This is a genomic window from Aquimarina pacifica (genome assembly GCF_000520955.1).
Classification (GTDB): Bacteria; Bacteroidota; Bacteroidia; order Flavobacteriales; family Flavobacteriaceae; genus Aquimarina; species Aquimarina pacifica.
The window spans coordinates 60,830-75,841 of the sequence record NZ_JACC01000021.1 but is presented as its reverse complement, the minus strand read 5'-3'; the positions used below and the strand labels follow the sequence as shown (position 1 = coordinate 75,841).

Annotated in this window: 10 protein-coding genes; 7 read left to right on the top strand and 3 right to left on the bottom strand. The window is 33.0% G+C overall.

Annotated elements, in window-relative coordinates; genetic code table 11:
• Positions 1-207 precede the first annotated feature (207 nt).
• Both DZ60_RS0111890 and DZ60_RS0111885 read right to left on the bottom strand, forming a co-directional pair.
• Complete coding sequence (locus DZ60_RS0111890) at positions 208-1,368, bottom strand: T9SS type A sorting domain-containing protein (protein WP_025742291.1); 1,161 nt, start codon at positions 1,366-1,368, stop codon at positions 208-210.
• 127 nt (positions 1,369-1,495) lie between these two features.
• Entirely contained in the window at positions 1,496-3,178 is a 1,683-nt protein-coding gene (locus DZ60_RS0111885; protein WP_025742290.1) for a tetratricopeptide repeat protein, read from the bottom strand.
• Positions 3,179-3,582: 404 nt separating this feature from the next.
• Between DZ60_RS0111885 and DZ60_RS0111880 the strand changes: the two genes are divergently transcribed.
• The 4 genes from DZ60_RS0111880 to DZ60_RS24260 all read left to right on the top strand — a co-directional run bounded on the left by DZ60_RS0111880 (position 3,583) and on the right by DZ60_RS24260 (position 9,718).
• Positions 3,583-5,091, top strand: coding sequence for an SGNH/GDSL hydrolase family protein (locus DZ60_RS0111880; RefSeq protein ID WP_152537420.1), 1,509 nt, complete (start codon positions 3,583-3,585; stop codon positions 5,089-5,091).
• On the top strand, positions 5,078-6,358 hold the full coding sequence (locus DZ60_RS24265; RefSeq protein ID WP_081740482.1) for a GDSL-type esterase/lipase family protein: 1,281 nt from the start codon (positions 5,078-5,080) through the stop codon (positions 6,356-6,358). The genes DZ60_RS0111880 and DZ60_RS24265 overlap by 14 nt, the downstream gene beginning before the upstream one ends.
• Positions 6,351-8,009 (top strand): MBOAT family O-acyltransferase, encoded by a 1,659-nt coding sequence (locus DZ60_RS0111870; RefSeq protein WP_025742287.1) that lies wholly within the window; start codon positions 6,351-6,353, stop codon positions 8,007-8,009. Before DZ60_RS24265 ends, DZ60_RS0111870 begins: the two co-directional genes overlap by 8 nt.
• 404 nt (positions 8,010-8,413) lie before the next feature.
• Complete coding sequence (locus tag DZ60_RS24260; RefSeq protein ID WP_025742286.1) at positions 8,414-9,718, top strand: RICIN domain-containing protein; 1,305 nt, start codon at positions 8,414-8,416, stop codon at positions 9,716-9,718.
• Between the two features lie 422 nt (positions 9,719-10,140).
• Here the strand turns inward: DZ60_RS24260 and DZ60_RS0111860 are convergent, their stop codons facing one another.
• Complete coding sequence (locus tag DZ60_RS0111860) at positions 10,141-11,769, bottom strand: RICIN domain-containing protein (RefSeq protein WP_025742285.1); 1,629 nt, start codon at positions 11,767-11,769, stop codon at positions 10,141-10,143.
• A 300-nt stretch (positions 11,770-12,069) separates the two neighbouring features.
• Here DZ60_RS0111860 and DZ60_RS0111855 point away from each other — a divergent pair, with 300 nt between their 5' ends.
• From DZ60_RS0111855 to DZ60_RS0111845, 3 genes are all read left to right on the top strand, one after another.
• Positions 12,070-12,723, top strand: a complete 654-nt coding sequence (locus tag DZ60_RS0111855; protein WP_025742284.1) for a uracil-DNA glycosylase family protein — start codon at positions 12,070-12,072, stop codon at positions 12,721-12,723.
• Between the two features lie 234 nt (positions 12,724-12,957).
• Positions 12,958-13,839 carry a hypothetical protein gene (locus tag DZ60_RS0111850; protein WP_025742283.1) on the top strand — a complete coding sequence of 294 codons (882 nt, stop codon included), beginning with the start codon at positions 12,958-12,960 and terminating at the stop codon, positions 13,837-13,839.
• A 277-nt stretch (positions 13,840-14,116) separates the two neighbouring features.
• On the top strand, positions 14,117-14,983 hold the full coding sequence (locus DZ60_RS0111845; protein WP_025742282.1) for a hypothetical protein: 867 nt from the start codon (positions 14,117-14,119) through the stop codon (positions 14,981-14,983).
• The last annotated feature ends 29 nt before the right edge of the window (positions 14,984-15,012 follow it).

The following is a 15,012-nucleotide window of genomic DNA, read 5'->3' as shown; positions in this document are numbered from 1 at the left end:
TAAGAACTGGTATAATCTTACGCTTCGCGTATTATAAATGGTATTATTGGTAGCATATAGAATTGGTCTCTATTTTTAAGACGATGAAAAGAAGTTCTTTGCTCTTCAATTCAATTCATAAACGTTTAGGCAGGATAAGAAAAATCAATTAGGTTGCTTAAAAGACGATCTCAAAGAAAGGGATTGGTCAAACAGGTCTAAAATATATTATTGTTTTATAATAGTACCTGTTTGATTTTTTTCGCCTATTTGCAAAACATAGAAATATGTTCCTTTGGGCAGTGTATCGTTTGTATACATTAAAGACTGTGTATCTCCATTACCGGCATTTAGGATTTTATGATCAATTAATATTCCGCTACTATTATAAATAGAAAGTATTCCTTCTGAACTAGTAAACTTGTTATTAATAGAAAATGTAATCGACTCTCGAAATGGATTTGGAGAAGCTACTGTATTTTGCGCATTAGTTTGGGGTATTGTCAAATTACTTTCGATACCGATAGTAGTATTAGCAGGAAGTACGAACACATTATTAGTCTCATCTATTTCATCAATATTATTTTGACTATCTACTTTAATAAGTATGTAACCATCCAAAACAATATCGTTATTTGGTGCACCAAGAATACTATATTGTTGAGTTTCTGATTGATTTCTGAGTAGTGTTCTGGTTCCCCTCGAAAAAAGTTTTTTATCATCTTTATCTAAATAAACGTCGGATGAATAATACGTACTGGTGTAGAAGGAAAAAGAGGATGAGCTTATTGAATTGGCTTTGATGTCATTACTTGAATTTACGATCACTATTTGCATGTCAATTTTTCCTGAATTGGTAGAAAAATTAGCATCTTTTATAAAAAGTTCGCTTTCGTCATAGAAAATCATAAAATGATTCGTTAATGTTTGAAGCGTATTATTATTCCCTACGTTTATTAATTTAGTAGTTAGTGTACCTTCATTTGAAGGTTTTATATGGTCTCTTTTAATAGATGCTATTTCCTTGCCAACACCATTTTTTCCTGGTTTTATCGGTGGTATAATAATAGGATTGATTCCGCCAAAAATAGTATTGTTCGAAATGGTACGACTCGATCCTACATAGTTTTCTATGCGGAGTTCAGGACTTTCGCTTGAGGAATTATTATGCGCTATAGCTTTTATGTATATATCAGGAACATCAAGAACTTCCGGAAAATCTCCATCGTATTCGATATAAATTCCATCATTTTCAATAAGGACTTCTAATCTCAGCGTGTCTTGAATAAAAGCAGCTCCTTCTGATGTGTTAAAAGCAATAGTTTGAGCACAAAAGACTTGATGTCCAAAGAAAAGTACCGATAAATAAAGTAAATATAGATGTCTCATTAATTATATTAATATTGTTGTCCGAATCTTAAAATTAGAATTATCAAAAATGTATTCAAATAGATATATAGTCAATTTTATAAATTTGATGCTTTTATATCAATTTAGTTATATGGCTACATTGATATTATACCTGAGATAACTCTTTTTTCTTGATCTGTTTTACATAAAAGCTGGGGCTCAAGTTGGTTGCTTTTTTAAACGCAGTATTAAATGTATTCACACTTTTGTATCCTAGATCTTCAGAAATTCCTTTGACAGAGTATGATTTGTATTTTCCACCATTATTTAGTTGTTCTATCGCATAGGATATTCTTAAGTCATTGATATAATTAGTAAAGGTTTGGTTTTTGTATTTATTAATTATTTTAGATAAATACGTTGTATTCGTGTGTAGACGTTTTGCTGTGCTGTGCAATGTACATTCTGCATCAATGTAAAAAAGGGATTCTTCTAATTTTTCTAATTCGTGGATAATATTGTTAGTTTTCTTATCTGATAGTATAGCATTATTAGTCAGAATTGTACTTGTTTGTTGTTCAGATACCTTTTCTACTTCTTGTAAATTTCTTGTAAATTTTTCAAATAAGATGTTGTTCTTTTTTCTTTGTTTTTTGTTGTGAAAGAATAATCCAATACTGGCTATACATGTAACAATGAGGATAAAACGTAGGTATATTTTATTTTTTCTATTGCTAAAAAAAAGTTTTTCCTTATCCTCTTCTAATTCGTCTATTTGTTTGTCGAATAATAAATCTTTAGATCTATTTCTATCTAGGTATAGATCTTTTTGAATACTAGTTAGAAGTTTTGTGTACTTCATTTCTGACTGAAGATCATTCAGGTGTTCGGCATTTTTAATGGCTAGTTCCATCATTTCTACAGCATTCTCTGTTTTTTTATTACGTTCTAAAATGGGTATACCTTCATCTAAAATTTTTTTAGCCTCAGCATACTCCGATTTTTTAAATAGACAATTGGCTAATAAGTAGCTAGTCATTATAAAATTCTCATTCTTGAGCTCTAATTCGATGAATAGACCTCTGGATAATCGTAAATTTTGTTCCGCCTTTTTACAGTCATCCATCGCATAATAGGTTTTTCCTATATTAAGATATGTGAGACTTAGATTTGTTTTAGGACCATATTCTTTTATCTGTTCAAAATTTTCTAAAAAAACCTGAATGGCTTTTTCATACATTCCTAATTCTCTATAACAAATTCCCATAGCATTATAGGTAGTAAACGGAATTTCTTGTTGATTGTGTTCGGTGAGTTTTTGTATCACCGAAGGATCACTTATATGTTTTTTGATAGATAGTAAATCGTTTAGGGCATCTTGGTATCTTTTAATTCTTATTTTACATTGGGCTATATTGAGTTTTATGGATAAACTAGCTTCATTAATATCGGGAGTATCGATATATGAATTTGCTTTGAGATACGTGCTTATTGCTTTTTCATATTCACTATTATTCATATAAGCAGAACCTTTTAGGAGAAGTACCTTAAACGCGTTATTTTTTTTATTTTCCGCTGGTAAGAACTTCATAGCATTATCTACACTGATACTTACATCAGAAGTTTTTTGCTGTAAATAATAGAGATACGCGAGATAATAATAGGAGTTGTATCTAATCCTGTTATCATTTTTTTCTTCTCCTTTTTTTAGGTATAATTTAGTATAGGATATCGCAAGATCATATTTCTGATTACCTATTGTTTTATTAATAAGTTCTATTATTTCGTCATTAGATAAGTCAGAATTCTTAATTGCGTCACCAAGAGTATCTAAGACTATTCCTGACATAGTTTGCAACGACTGCTCTTGTAAAACAATATCATATGAATAACAAGTACTATTGTCAATGAATAATAAACATAGAAAAAAACATATGGGTATGGTTCTCATAGGGGGAATCATTTCTAAGAACGGAAGATAAGTATTCGAAGGATTATGTGCCGTTGCAATAATCATAAAAAATACAAAATAGTCGCTTATATCAATCTAGGGAATGCATATTAGGCAATAAGGAAAAGACAAGGGATTACTATATCATATATCAAGAACTGATGAAAAAATTGGTAAGGAGAGAAAAATACCTGCAAAAATGTTTACAACTATTGTCTTCTGTTAATGACTAACTATTAATCTGACTTTGTAGTTTAGAAAATCTTTCTATTTTTACGATACGTTAATATTTCTGGGAAACATTGAATATCAAACCAATTCAAATATCAGTATTTATCCTATTAGTTTTGGGAGGGTTGTTTGGACTTATGTTTTTAAGTCAAGAGGACGGGGTTCAAAAAGAACAGACCCAAGATGATGGTTTTTCTTATAAAGAAATAGCAATCAAATACCCAACATATGCTACTTTTTTGGGTCTAAAAAAAGATTCAACACTTAAGCGCGAGGATGTCCTTGAGGTGACACAAATTGTTACTCCGTTGGATATAGAGACTACAGAAGATAAAAGTGATATCGAGCTTACTAAGGAAATACAAAAATTACCAGACTTTTCTAAAATAGATACTACCCAGATTGTTCGAATAAAGTATCCAGAAGACAATCCTGATTTTGTAAACGAGTTACGAGATAAATTGTCATCAAGATCCTGCCGGATTATTCATTATGGGGATTCACAGATCGAAGGAGATCGGATTACGGGATATTTGCGAAATAGGTTACAACATATGTTTGGGGGTAGTGGTCCAGGGTTTATACCTGTATTACCAGTGTACAGACAAATAAGTGCTATAGTAGAACCAAGTGAACATTGGGAACGATATGCATTTTTTGACCCGACTAAGAAAAAGTTTTCACATAGAAAATATGGTTCCTATTTATCAACATCAAGGTTCACGAAATATCAAAAAGTACAGCCAGATAGTATTGCAATAGATACATTGCCTATCGTTAAAGCAACTGTAAAAATAGGTAAATCAAAAAAAACCTATGCTAAGTTCAGAAGGTTTAGTAAAATAGGATTACACTATGGTAATTGTAATTTTCCGATACGAATATCGGTTTTTAATGATAACATCTTAATTCAGCAAGATAGTTTAATCACGGATGGGCAATACCACCAATATCAAATTAATACTTCTGTTACCCCTACAGATCTTAGGATCGAACTAGAAGGTAAAATTAGTGCTGATTTTTATGGTTTTACATTGGATAGTGGCTCTGGAGTTCAGATAGATAATGTAGCTATGCGGGGGGCGTCGGGAACTATTTTTGCTAATTCAAGTGCTCAAACATATGCACAAATGATGAAAAAATTATCACCAAAGATTGTTATTATGCAATATGGAGGTAATACAATGCCATATCTCAAGGATTCGACAGATGTCGAAAAGTATACCAAACGTATGTCGAATCAGATTAATTGGATTCGAAAGAGAACCAAAAACATCAGTTTTATATTCATAGGCCCTACAGATATGTGTCTTCCCGTAAATGGAAAAATGGAAACATATCCGATGTTACCATATCTTAATCAAAGGTTGATAGAGACTTGTATGCAGAACAATGTTGCTTATTGGAGTATGTATGATGCAATGGGAGGCAAGGGATCTATGAAGTTATGGGTGGATGAAAAATTAACGGCAAAAGATTATATGCATTTTACATGGAAAGGAACAAAAATCATTTCGGAGCTATTGTTTACTTCCTTATACCTTGACCTCAAAGAACCTAAAACCAATGATGAGACATAGTTATCTACTTGTATACTTATGGCTTCTTGCAGTACCCTGCATGGCGCAAACATATGTGTTAGACACATTACAAAGCAAGTATCCTTTTGTAAACTGGAAAGCCAATACCATAAAAATGGCAGAGGATTCTCCTGCATTTAAGAAACTTTTTTGCAAATTAGATACCATTGCTCGCGGAGGAAAAGAAAAAGTACATGTGTTTCATATAGGAGGCTCACATATTCAGGCAGATATTTATTCGAATCGCCTAAGATCCTATTTGCAGACGATGAGTTCTACCTCAAAAGGGCAGAGAGGGTTTATTTATCCTTATAGTATGGCCAAAACCAATAATCCAGGAAACTATAGAGTAGCTTTTGATGGAGAGTGGAGCGGATATAGGTGTTCGGTAAGAAAAGATAGTGTCGCATGGGGACTTGCAGGAGTGACAGCCATTTTTAAAGATTCTTTGGCGAATGTAAAAATAAAAGTGAACGGTAATAATTATCATGAGGATATGTATGATTTTAACAAAATCAGAATTTTTTATGATAACTGGACTACAGATTATAAAGTATCCCTTAAACAAGACTCTATAGTCACCAATATGGTAGAAAATAAAAAAGCTCATTTTATCGAATATACACTTGCTAATAGTGTCGAAGAAATTGAGTTCTGTGTAGAGAAAATTGCAGATACGACAAATGCAGAATTCTTAATGATGGGTATAGAATTAATGAATGATAATGAAGGGGTTCAATACACATCTATAGGTGTAAACGGAGGTAGTTTTTCATACTATAACCGATGTCGTTATTTTGATGAGCAATTACTGTTGTATAAGCCCGACCTGTTTATCATATCTATCGGTACAAATGATGCATATCATCCGGATTTTAAACCAGAAGCCTATAAAAGGTATTATACCGATATGATAAAATTAATACAAAAAGCGAACCCCGATTGCGCCGTATTACTGACGGTGCCAAATGATTCGTATTATAAACGTAAAATACCAAACCCAAGAACTAGAGAAGCACAAAAAATAATTTATGAAGTAGCTCAAGAACAAAAAATGGCAGTTTGGGATTTTTACGAGATTATGGGAGGTTTTAATTCCTCTCAGAGTTGGTATACACATAAATTAATGCCCAGAGATCGTATACATTTTACGGTAATGGGATATAGAATAAAAGCAGACCTTTTATTACAAGCATTGGCGAATTCATGGGAAAAAGAAATGCAATTAGAGCCCAATGCTATTTTGAATCAAATTATTAATGAATAGACTCTTTGATATATTTTCTTTTTCTGAAGATTTTCCACTGATATTCACACAAGCGAATTTCTGGATTTTCTTTTCGGTAGTGTATTTTCTATATGCAATAGTGTATAGTAAAAAAAGTTTGAGAAGTGCATATCTTTTTGCCATAAGTCTTCTTTTTTACTATAAGACTAGCGGACTTTTTATAGGAATACTGTTGTTTAGTACCGTTAATGATTTCTTTTTGGGTAAAGCCATTTACAATAGCAAATCTATTGCTGTTCAGAAAGGGTTGGTTGCTATCAGTGTTATTATTAATCTGGGCACGTTGTGCTATTTTAAGTATGCCTATTTTTTTACAGATTCATATAATTATTTGTTTCAGACAGATTATGAAGTGATTAATTATCTGGCACACTGGGCAAATACTTGGGGGGCTGTTGATTATTTTACAGTAGATAAAATTATACTTCCGGTAGGAATTTCCTTTTATACATTTCAGACCATTAGCTATAGTGTTGATATCTACAGGAAACAGATTAAGCCTCTAGATTCTATATTAGATTTTGGTTTTTTTGTAAGTTTCTTTCCGCAATTAGTTGCTGGGCCTATAGTAAGAGCTGCAGATTTCGTTCCTCAGATTCGTAAGGATATTACGATTACCAAACAAGAATTCGGACGAGCCACTTTTATGATCCTAAAAGGACTTATCAAGAAAATGTTATTTGCAGATTATATAGCCGCCAATTTTATGGATCGGGTTTTTGACGTTCCCGAAATGTTCTCAGGATTTACCAATATTATGGCGATGTTTGGGTATTCATTACAGATTTATGGTGATTTTTCTGGATATACAGATATTGCAATAGGGCTGGCTCTGCTTATGGGATATAAACTCCCAGTCAATTTTAACTCACCCTATAAAGCAATTCATTGTGGCGATTTCTGGAAACGATGGCATATTTCTCTTTCGAGTTGGCTCAAGGATTATTTATACATTCCTATAGGAGGAAATCGAAATGGAACTATCTTTTCGTACACTTTTATATTGATTTTTACATTTCTGGGAGTTTTTGCAGTATCTAATTATATGATAGCCCTACTGGCCATCTCTGGAGTTGGAGTGCTTTTAATTATAACGCTATTTTCTCCTAAAATGGCAAAACATTTTAATACCAATGTCAATATTAGTATTACGATGCTGATAGGAGGACTATGGCATGGTGCTTCCTGGAAATATGTAATATGGGGAGGGCTTAATGGTTTAGGGATAATAACTTATAAATATTGGCGTAAGATAAGTCCGTATGAAGATTCAAAAGCTTGGTATGCACTATTATGGAGAATAGGGATTACCTTTGTTTTTATAACATTTACGCGTATTTATTTTAGGGGAAATAGCATGGATCATATTGATCGATTTTATCAGCAGGTGATAACCAACATGGATTGGCCCAACGCATTGGCAGTACTCTGGGAATATCGTTTGGTTTTTATAGTAATGGCCATAGGATATATAACACATTGGTTACCCTATCGCACCAAAGGATGGATAGAAAATAAATTCATACAAAGTAATATAGTTTTAAAGGGAGTTGTTGTATTTGTAGTTGCGATTATATGTTATCAGACATATGCAGCCGATTTTCAGCCTTTTATTTATTTTCAGTTTTAGATCACAATAATTTTTGTAGTTACTAATCTTTCCTGAGCACCTAAAACATTCTTGTTTTTGGGGTATTATCCCCACGCTATACTTCGGGAAATACTTTATTCATTATATCTTTTTCATTTTATTGTTCCTTGAGAAGTCGAAGGGAATAAAAAGATGAAATGAGGATGTTGTTATTATCTCTATAGCCAAAAGAGTGTTTTGTTGCGAAAAATTTAAAATTTAAACAGTTTTATTTCATAAAAGCTTGATTTTCTTTACCGAAATGTTCTCCTGTTTAACAGGAAATCATCGGGCATTTACATAAAGTTCAATTTTGCACTTTTTTTTTAAGGTAAATTTAACAGATGGTTCAAAATCAGTTGCGAATCAACAGTATTACACAAATTACTTAAAACTTAATTAAAATGAAAAGACTTAAAAAACTATTTGATCGTTCCAAAACGATCAAATCAAGAATGATCCTCAAATCAATATTTGCGGGATTTTTTGTTATGTATGCCGTTAGTTGTTCTAACGAAGAGTTTGCAGAATCCGAAAGCGAAGTCCAGGATACCTCAATTCAGGATACAGCAATTAGCGTAAAAACAATTACAGCCGGAGAAATTTATAAGATCAAGGGCGTTCAAAGTGACAAGTATCTAGAAGTAAGTGCATATAGCCACCAAAATGGAGCTAATATTCAAATATGGAGTGACAACAATGCAGCAAGTCAACAATGGGAGGTATTATCTGTCGGAGATGGAATCTTTCGTTTTAAAAATGTTGAAAGCGGAAAATGCCTTGATGTAGAACGATATTCTACCGAGAATGGTGGTAATATACATCAATGGGAATACAGAGGTACAACCAATCAACAATGGACGCTTGTTGATGATGGGTCAGGAATATATGGGATTATAAATGTCAATAGCGGAAAAGGATTGGATGTAGAAAATCGATCAAGCACTGATGGCGCAAATGTGCAGCAGTGGAACTACTACGGGACTACAAACCAAAGTTGGGTGTTCGAAGAAGTCGATGATAACGTAAGTACGGGTTCTGGAACACCAATGGAAGCTTTTGATGAATTTAACCCAGATTCAGTAACCATTTCATTTGATGGTGATGATATTACTATTGAATCAACTGGTTTGCCTAATCATACGTCTCCATATTGGGAGGATACAAATCCTCTATATATTGAGCCCGTAGTAGCTACTCGTTTAACTCCTGGTCGTATTGGTGGTGATCGCAGTTATGTCCTTACCGTCTCTGCTGAGCCAGAAATAGCCGCATCAAGCACAGCTACAGGATTAGGTCCCATTGGTATTTCTGTAAGCGGAGTACCTATTTTTAATGATCAAGAAGGAAACAATAGGCCAATAGAAGAAATGATTGTAGAAACATTTGATTATGCAGGAGCTCACAACGGTCCTTCTGGTTATCACTACCATGTAGAGTCTTCAGATGTCCCCGAAAATACAGTACTTTCTAATAATGATGAAAAATTGGTAGGAATCATGGCAGATGGATTCTTATTATATGGTAGAAAATGTAATTCTGTAGGGGACTATCCTACAGACCTTGATGCGTCTGGGGGGCATATATCTTCTACACAACATGGGGATCATGAGTTCTATCATTATCATATAATCAATGAAATTTATATAGGTAGTAGTATAGTTCTTTTTGGACAGGATTATCAGGGTACTCCAAGTTCACTAATGTAACATCAACTTATTTATAAAAACTTTCTTGAATAAGAGGGTATTATAAAGAATATAGTTAGATGTAAAAAAGATTAGCAACGCTTTTGATTCATTTTTTAAATTATACCTTGTTTTTTAATGAGACGAGGTATAATTTATCAAAAAAAACATAAGAAGATAAGAGAATTTTATTTTTATTAATAGTAGTAATACCTCTTTTACTGGGGTGTGACATAGCAAAATCAAAAACGAAAGCAAGGGTATATAATTTGTTCGAGACGAACATACTATCCGATAAAGTGTATAATTAAAAACATAGGCTTGACTTTTTTTAAAAAACAAAAAATCCCAGTATTAAGTTTATCATACTGGGATTACTATATATGGGATTATTATAAGTATTGAATCTTGTTGTAAGAAACTGCTTATATTCTTAATATTAATTAATCAAATTGAATCATTTTGGTTATAAGCTTATCATTGATTGCAAGTTTTAGTATGTATACACCGGTCGTAGATATAGAATTTTGTAATTCACCAAGAGTTATAAGATTAGTGCCTGCCTCCAAATTTGAAAACTTCTTTTTGGCAAACACGCGTCCCAATACATCTAATATTTGAATTTCGACAGTCGAAACTTCATTCAAGATAACTCGTGCGCTTAACATTTCATCAGGACTAACAGGACTTGGATAAAATGTTGCCGAAGATTCATTGGTTTTTGGATCTAGGACTAATTGTTTAGAAGAATGCTCTTCTACCGAAGTAATTACAAATCGTTCCCAAGTACCGGCGTCTGATCTATCACAATTCATCGGAAATCGATTATTTTCATGGCTAAGATATAAATAGTCACCATTTCCATTTTTCCATTTGATAGCATATACATTAGGTGATTCTAAAAGCTCAAGTTCGAATCGTTCCCAACTACCGGGAGTTTCTGTATTTCTGTTACAGGTAACATAAGGTTGTCCATTTTCGCTTGAAATATAGTTGCCCGTGCTACTTTTAAAACTATACGTACTATCGTCTTCATTAAACTCCATTACAAAGGTGTTATTCGTTGTTCCATTATCTGCTCTTACATAATGAGGGTATGCATCATCATAGGTGATGTAACTGCTAATAGTTTCCCCCAAAATAGTAACAATAGTATTCGTTGTTATATTTTCTACAGGAGTAAGATTCCATTTTTGGTTACCGTTTGATGTTGAATGATTATAAATTATGGCTTCGGCACCTGCACTTCCCATATTTCTATCCATAGCTTTTGTATCACAATGCAATGGTAATAGGTTGTAGTTGCTACCATTAGCTACTACTTTCCATTTTTGATGTTCATCTTCATTTTTAAACCAAGTTCCTACATTAGCTGAATTAGTGCAGCTACCAGAATTAACTTCGAGGTATCTGTAATTAGTCTCGTTTCGGATACTATATATGTTATCTCCTCCTAGGTAAATAAAACTCCATACTTGATTTTCCCCAGAAGTATTTTCTACCTCCATTTTAGCATTATACCCAATTCCATAATCAGAATGTAGACGTTCTTGAAGATATGGACTCTCTATGTAGTATTTTCCATTTTCGATAATTTGATCAGAAATTAATGAACCATTCCCACCAAATCTTGATCTAGATGCCAACCAGGCAAGATCCCATGTCGGTCCAGTTACTGTACAACCTTCGTTTCCGTTGGTAACAATTCCTGGGCAATATGTTTCATCATTTCGACTATCATTATTAGCGGGACCATTACCGCATTGTATATCATTATAAAACGAATCTCCGCTTGCAGATGCTCTAAAAGATGGATGATTTTTTAATTCATCACAGATATCCTCGATATTTCTTTTCACTCCATTAATTACAAATGATATTGAATTTACATCATCAAGCCCATGATCAAAAGTGGATTCGCACCAGCATAAGCCGTTGGCCTGATAACTATCTGCCCAACTTTGTCCTCCGGGAGAAATATCATAATTAGAATCTAGGCTTTGGGCAAAAGCTCCTGTTATTATAAAAAAGAAAATTAGTAGTGAAACTGATGTTGTGAATTTTTTTTTCATAATTGTTTTTGGTTTACAAGGTTTTAAAAAGGTTTTATTGAGTCGTAAAGGTACTTTAAAATCACAACTTAAATGCTTAATTAAAGAATTGCATCAAAAAAAACTGAGTTAAGAATATGTTCATTTTTTCTAAATTATAGTAGATCAAAATTCAGTATCATAATTTTTATGCAAATTCGAAGTGAAAATAGTATGTTTGAAAGCATAAATAAAAAGAAATCGGCATCTTATATATAGTGGGCAAAATCTTTCTATTTTAGTATTATTATTGTAATTAGATAAACTTTAGGTTATAAATTCATGTTTCTTCACACACATCCATATGAACCTTTTTTTCCTAAAGGAGCCACCAAACTTATCGTTGGTACATTACCACCACCAAGATTTACCACAGGAGTATTAAAAGATGGAGATGTTAATTTTTGTTATGGTAGTATTAATGGGTTACTTTGGCCAGTTTTAGATAGGATTTTTGATTTAGAATTAAAGTTTGAAACCACAAAGGAAGCTGTAAATCAACGCAAAGAGTTTTTAGCTTCGAGGGGAATAGGGGTTTGTGATATTGTACATAGTTGTCAAAGAGAAAAAATTGATGCCTCTGACCTAGGAATGCAACATATAATGTTGAGAGATGTTATATCATTTTTGAAACAATACCCTAACATAAATACCTTATTATTTACTGGTGGTAATAGTAAAAATGGTCCAGAATACTTCTTTAGAAAACATATTAAGGCGTATGGTTTGGGATTAGAAGTTGTGTCTGATAAAGTGCCAAGAATACATCAGTTCAAGATTGAAGGAAGAACTGTTAGAACCGTATCCCTTACAGCACCTTCGGGAGCTGCAAACCGTGCAATCGGAAGCATGTCTGCATATAAATCCTTAAAGGATAAAAACCCTGAGTTCAATACTTTTGATTTTAGAGTACTACAGTATAGAGACTTTTTCTAAACCTTATCTCAATATAGTCATGTTTTTTAGGTGTTACTTGATAGAGTTAAGGTAATCCCATACTCAATACTCGGGAAAAAACCCCTGTGTAATAGGAGGTATAACTACTGATAAACAGTTGTTTGCATCTTGATTGTCTTCGCTAATACTTATAGATTTGCTCTTCAAACAGGTAATTCCGGAAACCTAATTCTTTAATTAAACACTTTTAAAACTTTTTAAAACTATCAAATTATGAAACATTCAATTTTTAAAACATTATCTATAATTACTGTATTTTCTTTATTGTTATTTTCTTGTGAGGATAAGGAAGAAGAGCTAAAAGAAGTACAAGAAGTACAGGAGCTTGAAGAAGTAAATGAAGCTCCAACAGAAGGTGCCATTTTTCCAACAGAAGTAAGTGAGGTATCAGAGCAAGTTGCATTAATTCAGAAAAATGGTCATGAGTATCAGTTCGTTTCTATAGGGGAAAATGATGATATGGTTATTTTAGAGAAACTATATGGGGATGCAGAAATAAACAATGATAAGAGCAGCCTTGAAGAAGGTCTGACACCATTTGATCTTTTTGTATCAATTACAGATAGTGGGCTTCCTGTTCCTGATCGTATTGCTAAAACTGCAAAAGGAACGGCATTAGAAGATTCTGGAAGAGAAATTCAGTTAGCTGAAAAATCGGTTCAGATTTTGGATCCTAATTATCAAGAAAGTATAGTGCAAAAAGCATGTTATGATGTAGGCTATACTGGGTTTAGAAATACGTATTGTGGTGGAGTACCTGTTACTTCTACACCTACAGATATTAGATTTTGTGATAATGGTCTTTGGTATTCAAATACTCGTAACTCATATTATGGCGGAAGCTGGAGAGAACGCGATGACGTATATACTTGGACAAATGTTGTATGCGGCTTAACAAGAGTGCAATTTTACGCCTGGAAAAGTAGTGGTATCTGGCCTTTTAACTCTTGGTCATGGCACTTACAATATCAGGTAGATTTTACCAACGGTATCTGGTATGCATATTATTACTCTTCTGAGTATACAGAGAGAGAAGTACGTAGAACACGACCAACCAGTAGTGGATCTTTTAGAGCATATACAAGGTTCTTCTAGTAGCTGATATAAATATATTATCAATAAGTAAGCGGCCCGCGATAGTTCATTAGAAATATCGTGGGTTTTTTTATTTTTTTAAACTTAACACCTAATTATTGAGGTTATTCCATACTTATATTTCGGAAAATAACCTTTTTTATAAGGAGGTATACCTTGTTATAAACCGTTTTTTACATCTTGATTGGTGACACTATTTCTAATAGATTTATCATATAAAGATAGTTCCGGAAAACCCAATTCTTATTAAAAATACTTTTTTTAAAATTTAAAAATTATGAGAAATTCAATTTTATATATGGTATTGATCGTCATTGTACTTTCGTTACTATTATCTTCTTGTGAAAATAAAGAAAATGAATTACAAGAAGTTCAGGAAATCGGGATAACTAATGAAGAACCAACAGAAGATGCAATATTCGCTACAGAGGTCAATGAAGAGTCGAAAGAAGTAGCTCTTGTTCAGAAAAATGGTCATGAATATCGTTTTATATCAGTGGGAGACAAGGATGATATGATCATTCTAGAGAAATTATATGGAGCCGCAGAAAAGAACAATGAAAAAAGTAATCTTAAGAAAGATCAAACTCCCTTTGATGTATTTGTCTCAATAACAGATAATGATCTAGAAGTACCTGAACGTATTGCTAAAACAGCCAAGGGATTTGCATTAGAGGTATCGCGAAGAGCTATTCGGTATAATCAAGAACCAATTGAAATACTTGATTTTAATCAGCAGGAGTATATTAATGATAGAGTGTCTGATGTTATTGCAGCTACAAAATGTAATGATTGTTGTTGTGACGGAACACCACTATCAACAGCCACTGATATCAAGTTTTGCGATAATGGCCCTTTAATTTCTCTAGTTCGAAATTCATATTATAACGGAGCATGGAGAGAAGTTGATGATATATATACCTGTACAAATGAATCTTTTGGAGTAGTAAGAGTGCAGTTCTATGCCTGGAAAAGTTCTGGTTTCTGGCCTTTTACTAATTGGTCATGGCATCTGCAATATCAGAACGATTTCTCTGACGGTCTTTGGTGGGCAACATATTATTCTTCAGAATACACAGAACGGCAAGTACGAAGAACTCAAATTGGAAGAGGATCATTTAGCGCGTATACACGTTTTTTTTAATATTATAGTATAACCAACATACAGTTAAA

What these genes read in the sequence shown, in the direction of transcription:
- DZ60_RS0111890 (WP_025742291.1), bottom strand. Translation starts at nt 1,368, where the DNA reads ATGAGACATCTATATTTACTTTATTTATCGGTACTTTTCTTTGGACAT.
- DZ60_RS0111860 (WP_025742285.1), bottom strand. Translation starts at nt 11,769, where the DNA reads ATGAAAAAAAAATTCACAACATCAGTTTCACTACTAATTTTCTTTTTT.
- DZ60_RS0111850 (WP_025742283.1), top strand. Translation starts at nt 12,958, where the DNA reads ATGAAACATTCAATTTTTAAAACATTATCTATAATTACTGTATTTTCT.
- DZ60_RS0111870 (WP_025742287.1), top strand. Translation starts at nt 6,351, where the DNA reads ATGAATAGACTCTTTGATATATTTTCTTTTTCTGAAGATTTTCCACTG.
- DZ60_RS24265 (WP_081740482.1), top strand. Translation starts at nt 5,078, where the DNA reads ATGATGAGACATAGTTATCTACTTGTATACTTATGGCTTCTTGCAGTA.
- DZ60_RS0111885 (WP_025742290.1), bottom strand. Translation starts at nt 3,178, where the DNA reads ATGTCAGGAATAGTCTTAGATACTCTTGGTGACGCAATTAAGAATTCT.
- DZ60_RS24260 (WP_025742286.1), top strand. Translation starts at nt 8,414, where the DNA reads ATGAAAAGACTTAAAAAACTATTTGATCGTTCCAAAACGATCAAATCA.
- DZ60_RS0111855 (WP_025742284.1), top strand. Translation starts at nt 12,070, where the DNA reads ATGTTTCTTCACACACATCCATATGAACCTTTTTTTCCTAAAGGAGCC.
- DZ60_RS0111845 (WP_025742282.1), top strand. Translation starts at nt 14,117, where the DNA reads ATGAGAAATTCAATTTTATATATGGTATTGATCGTCATTGTACTTTCG.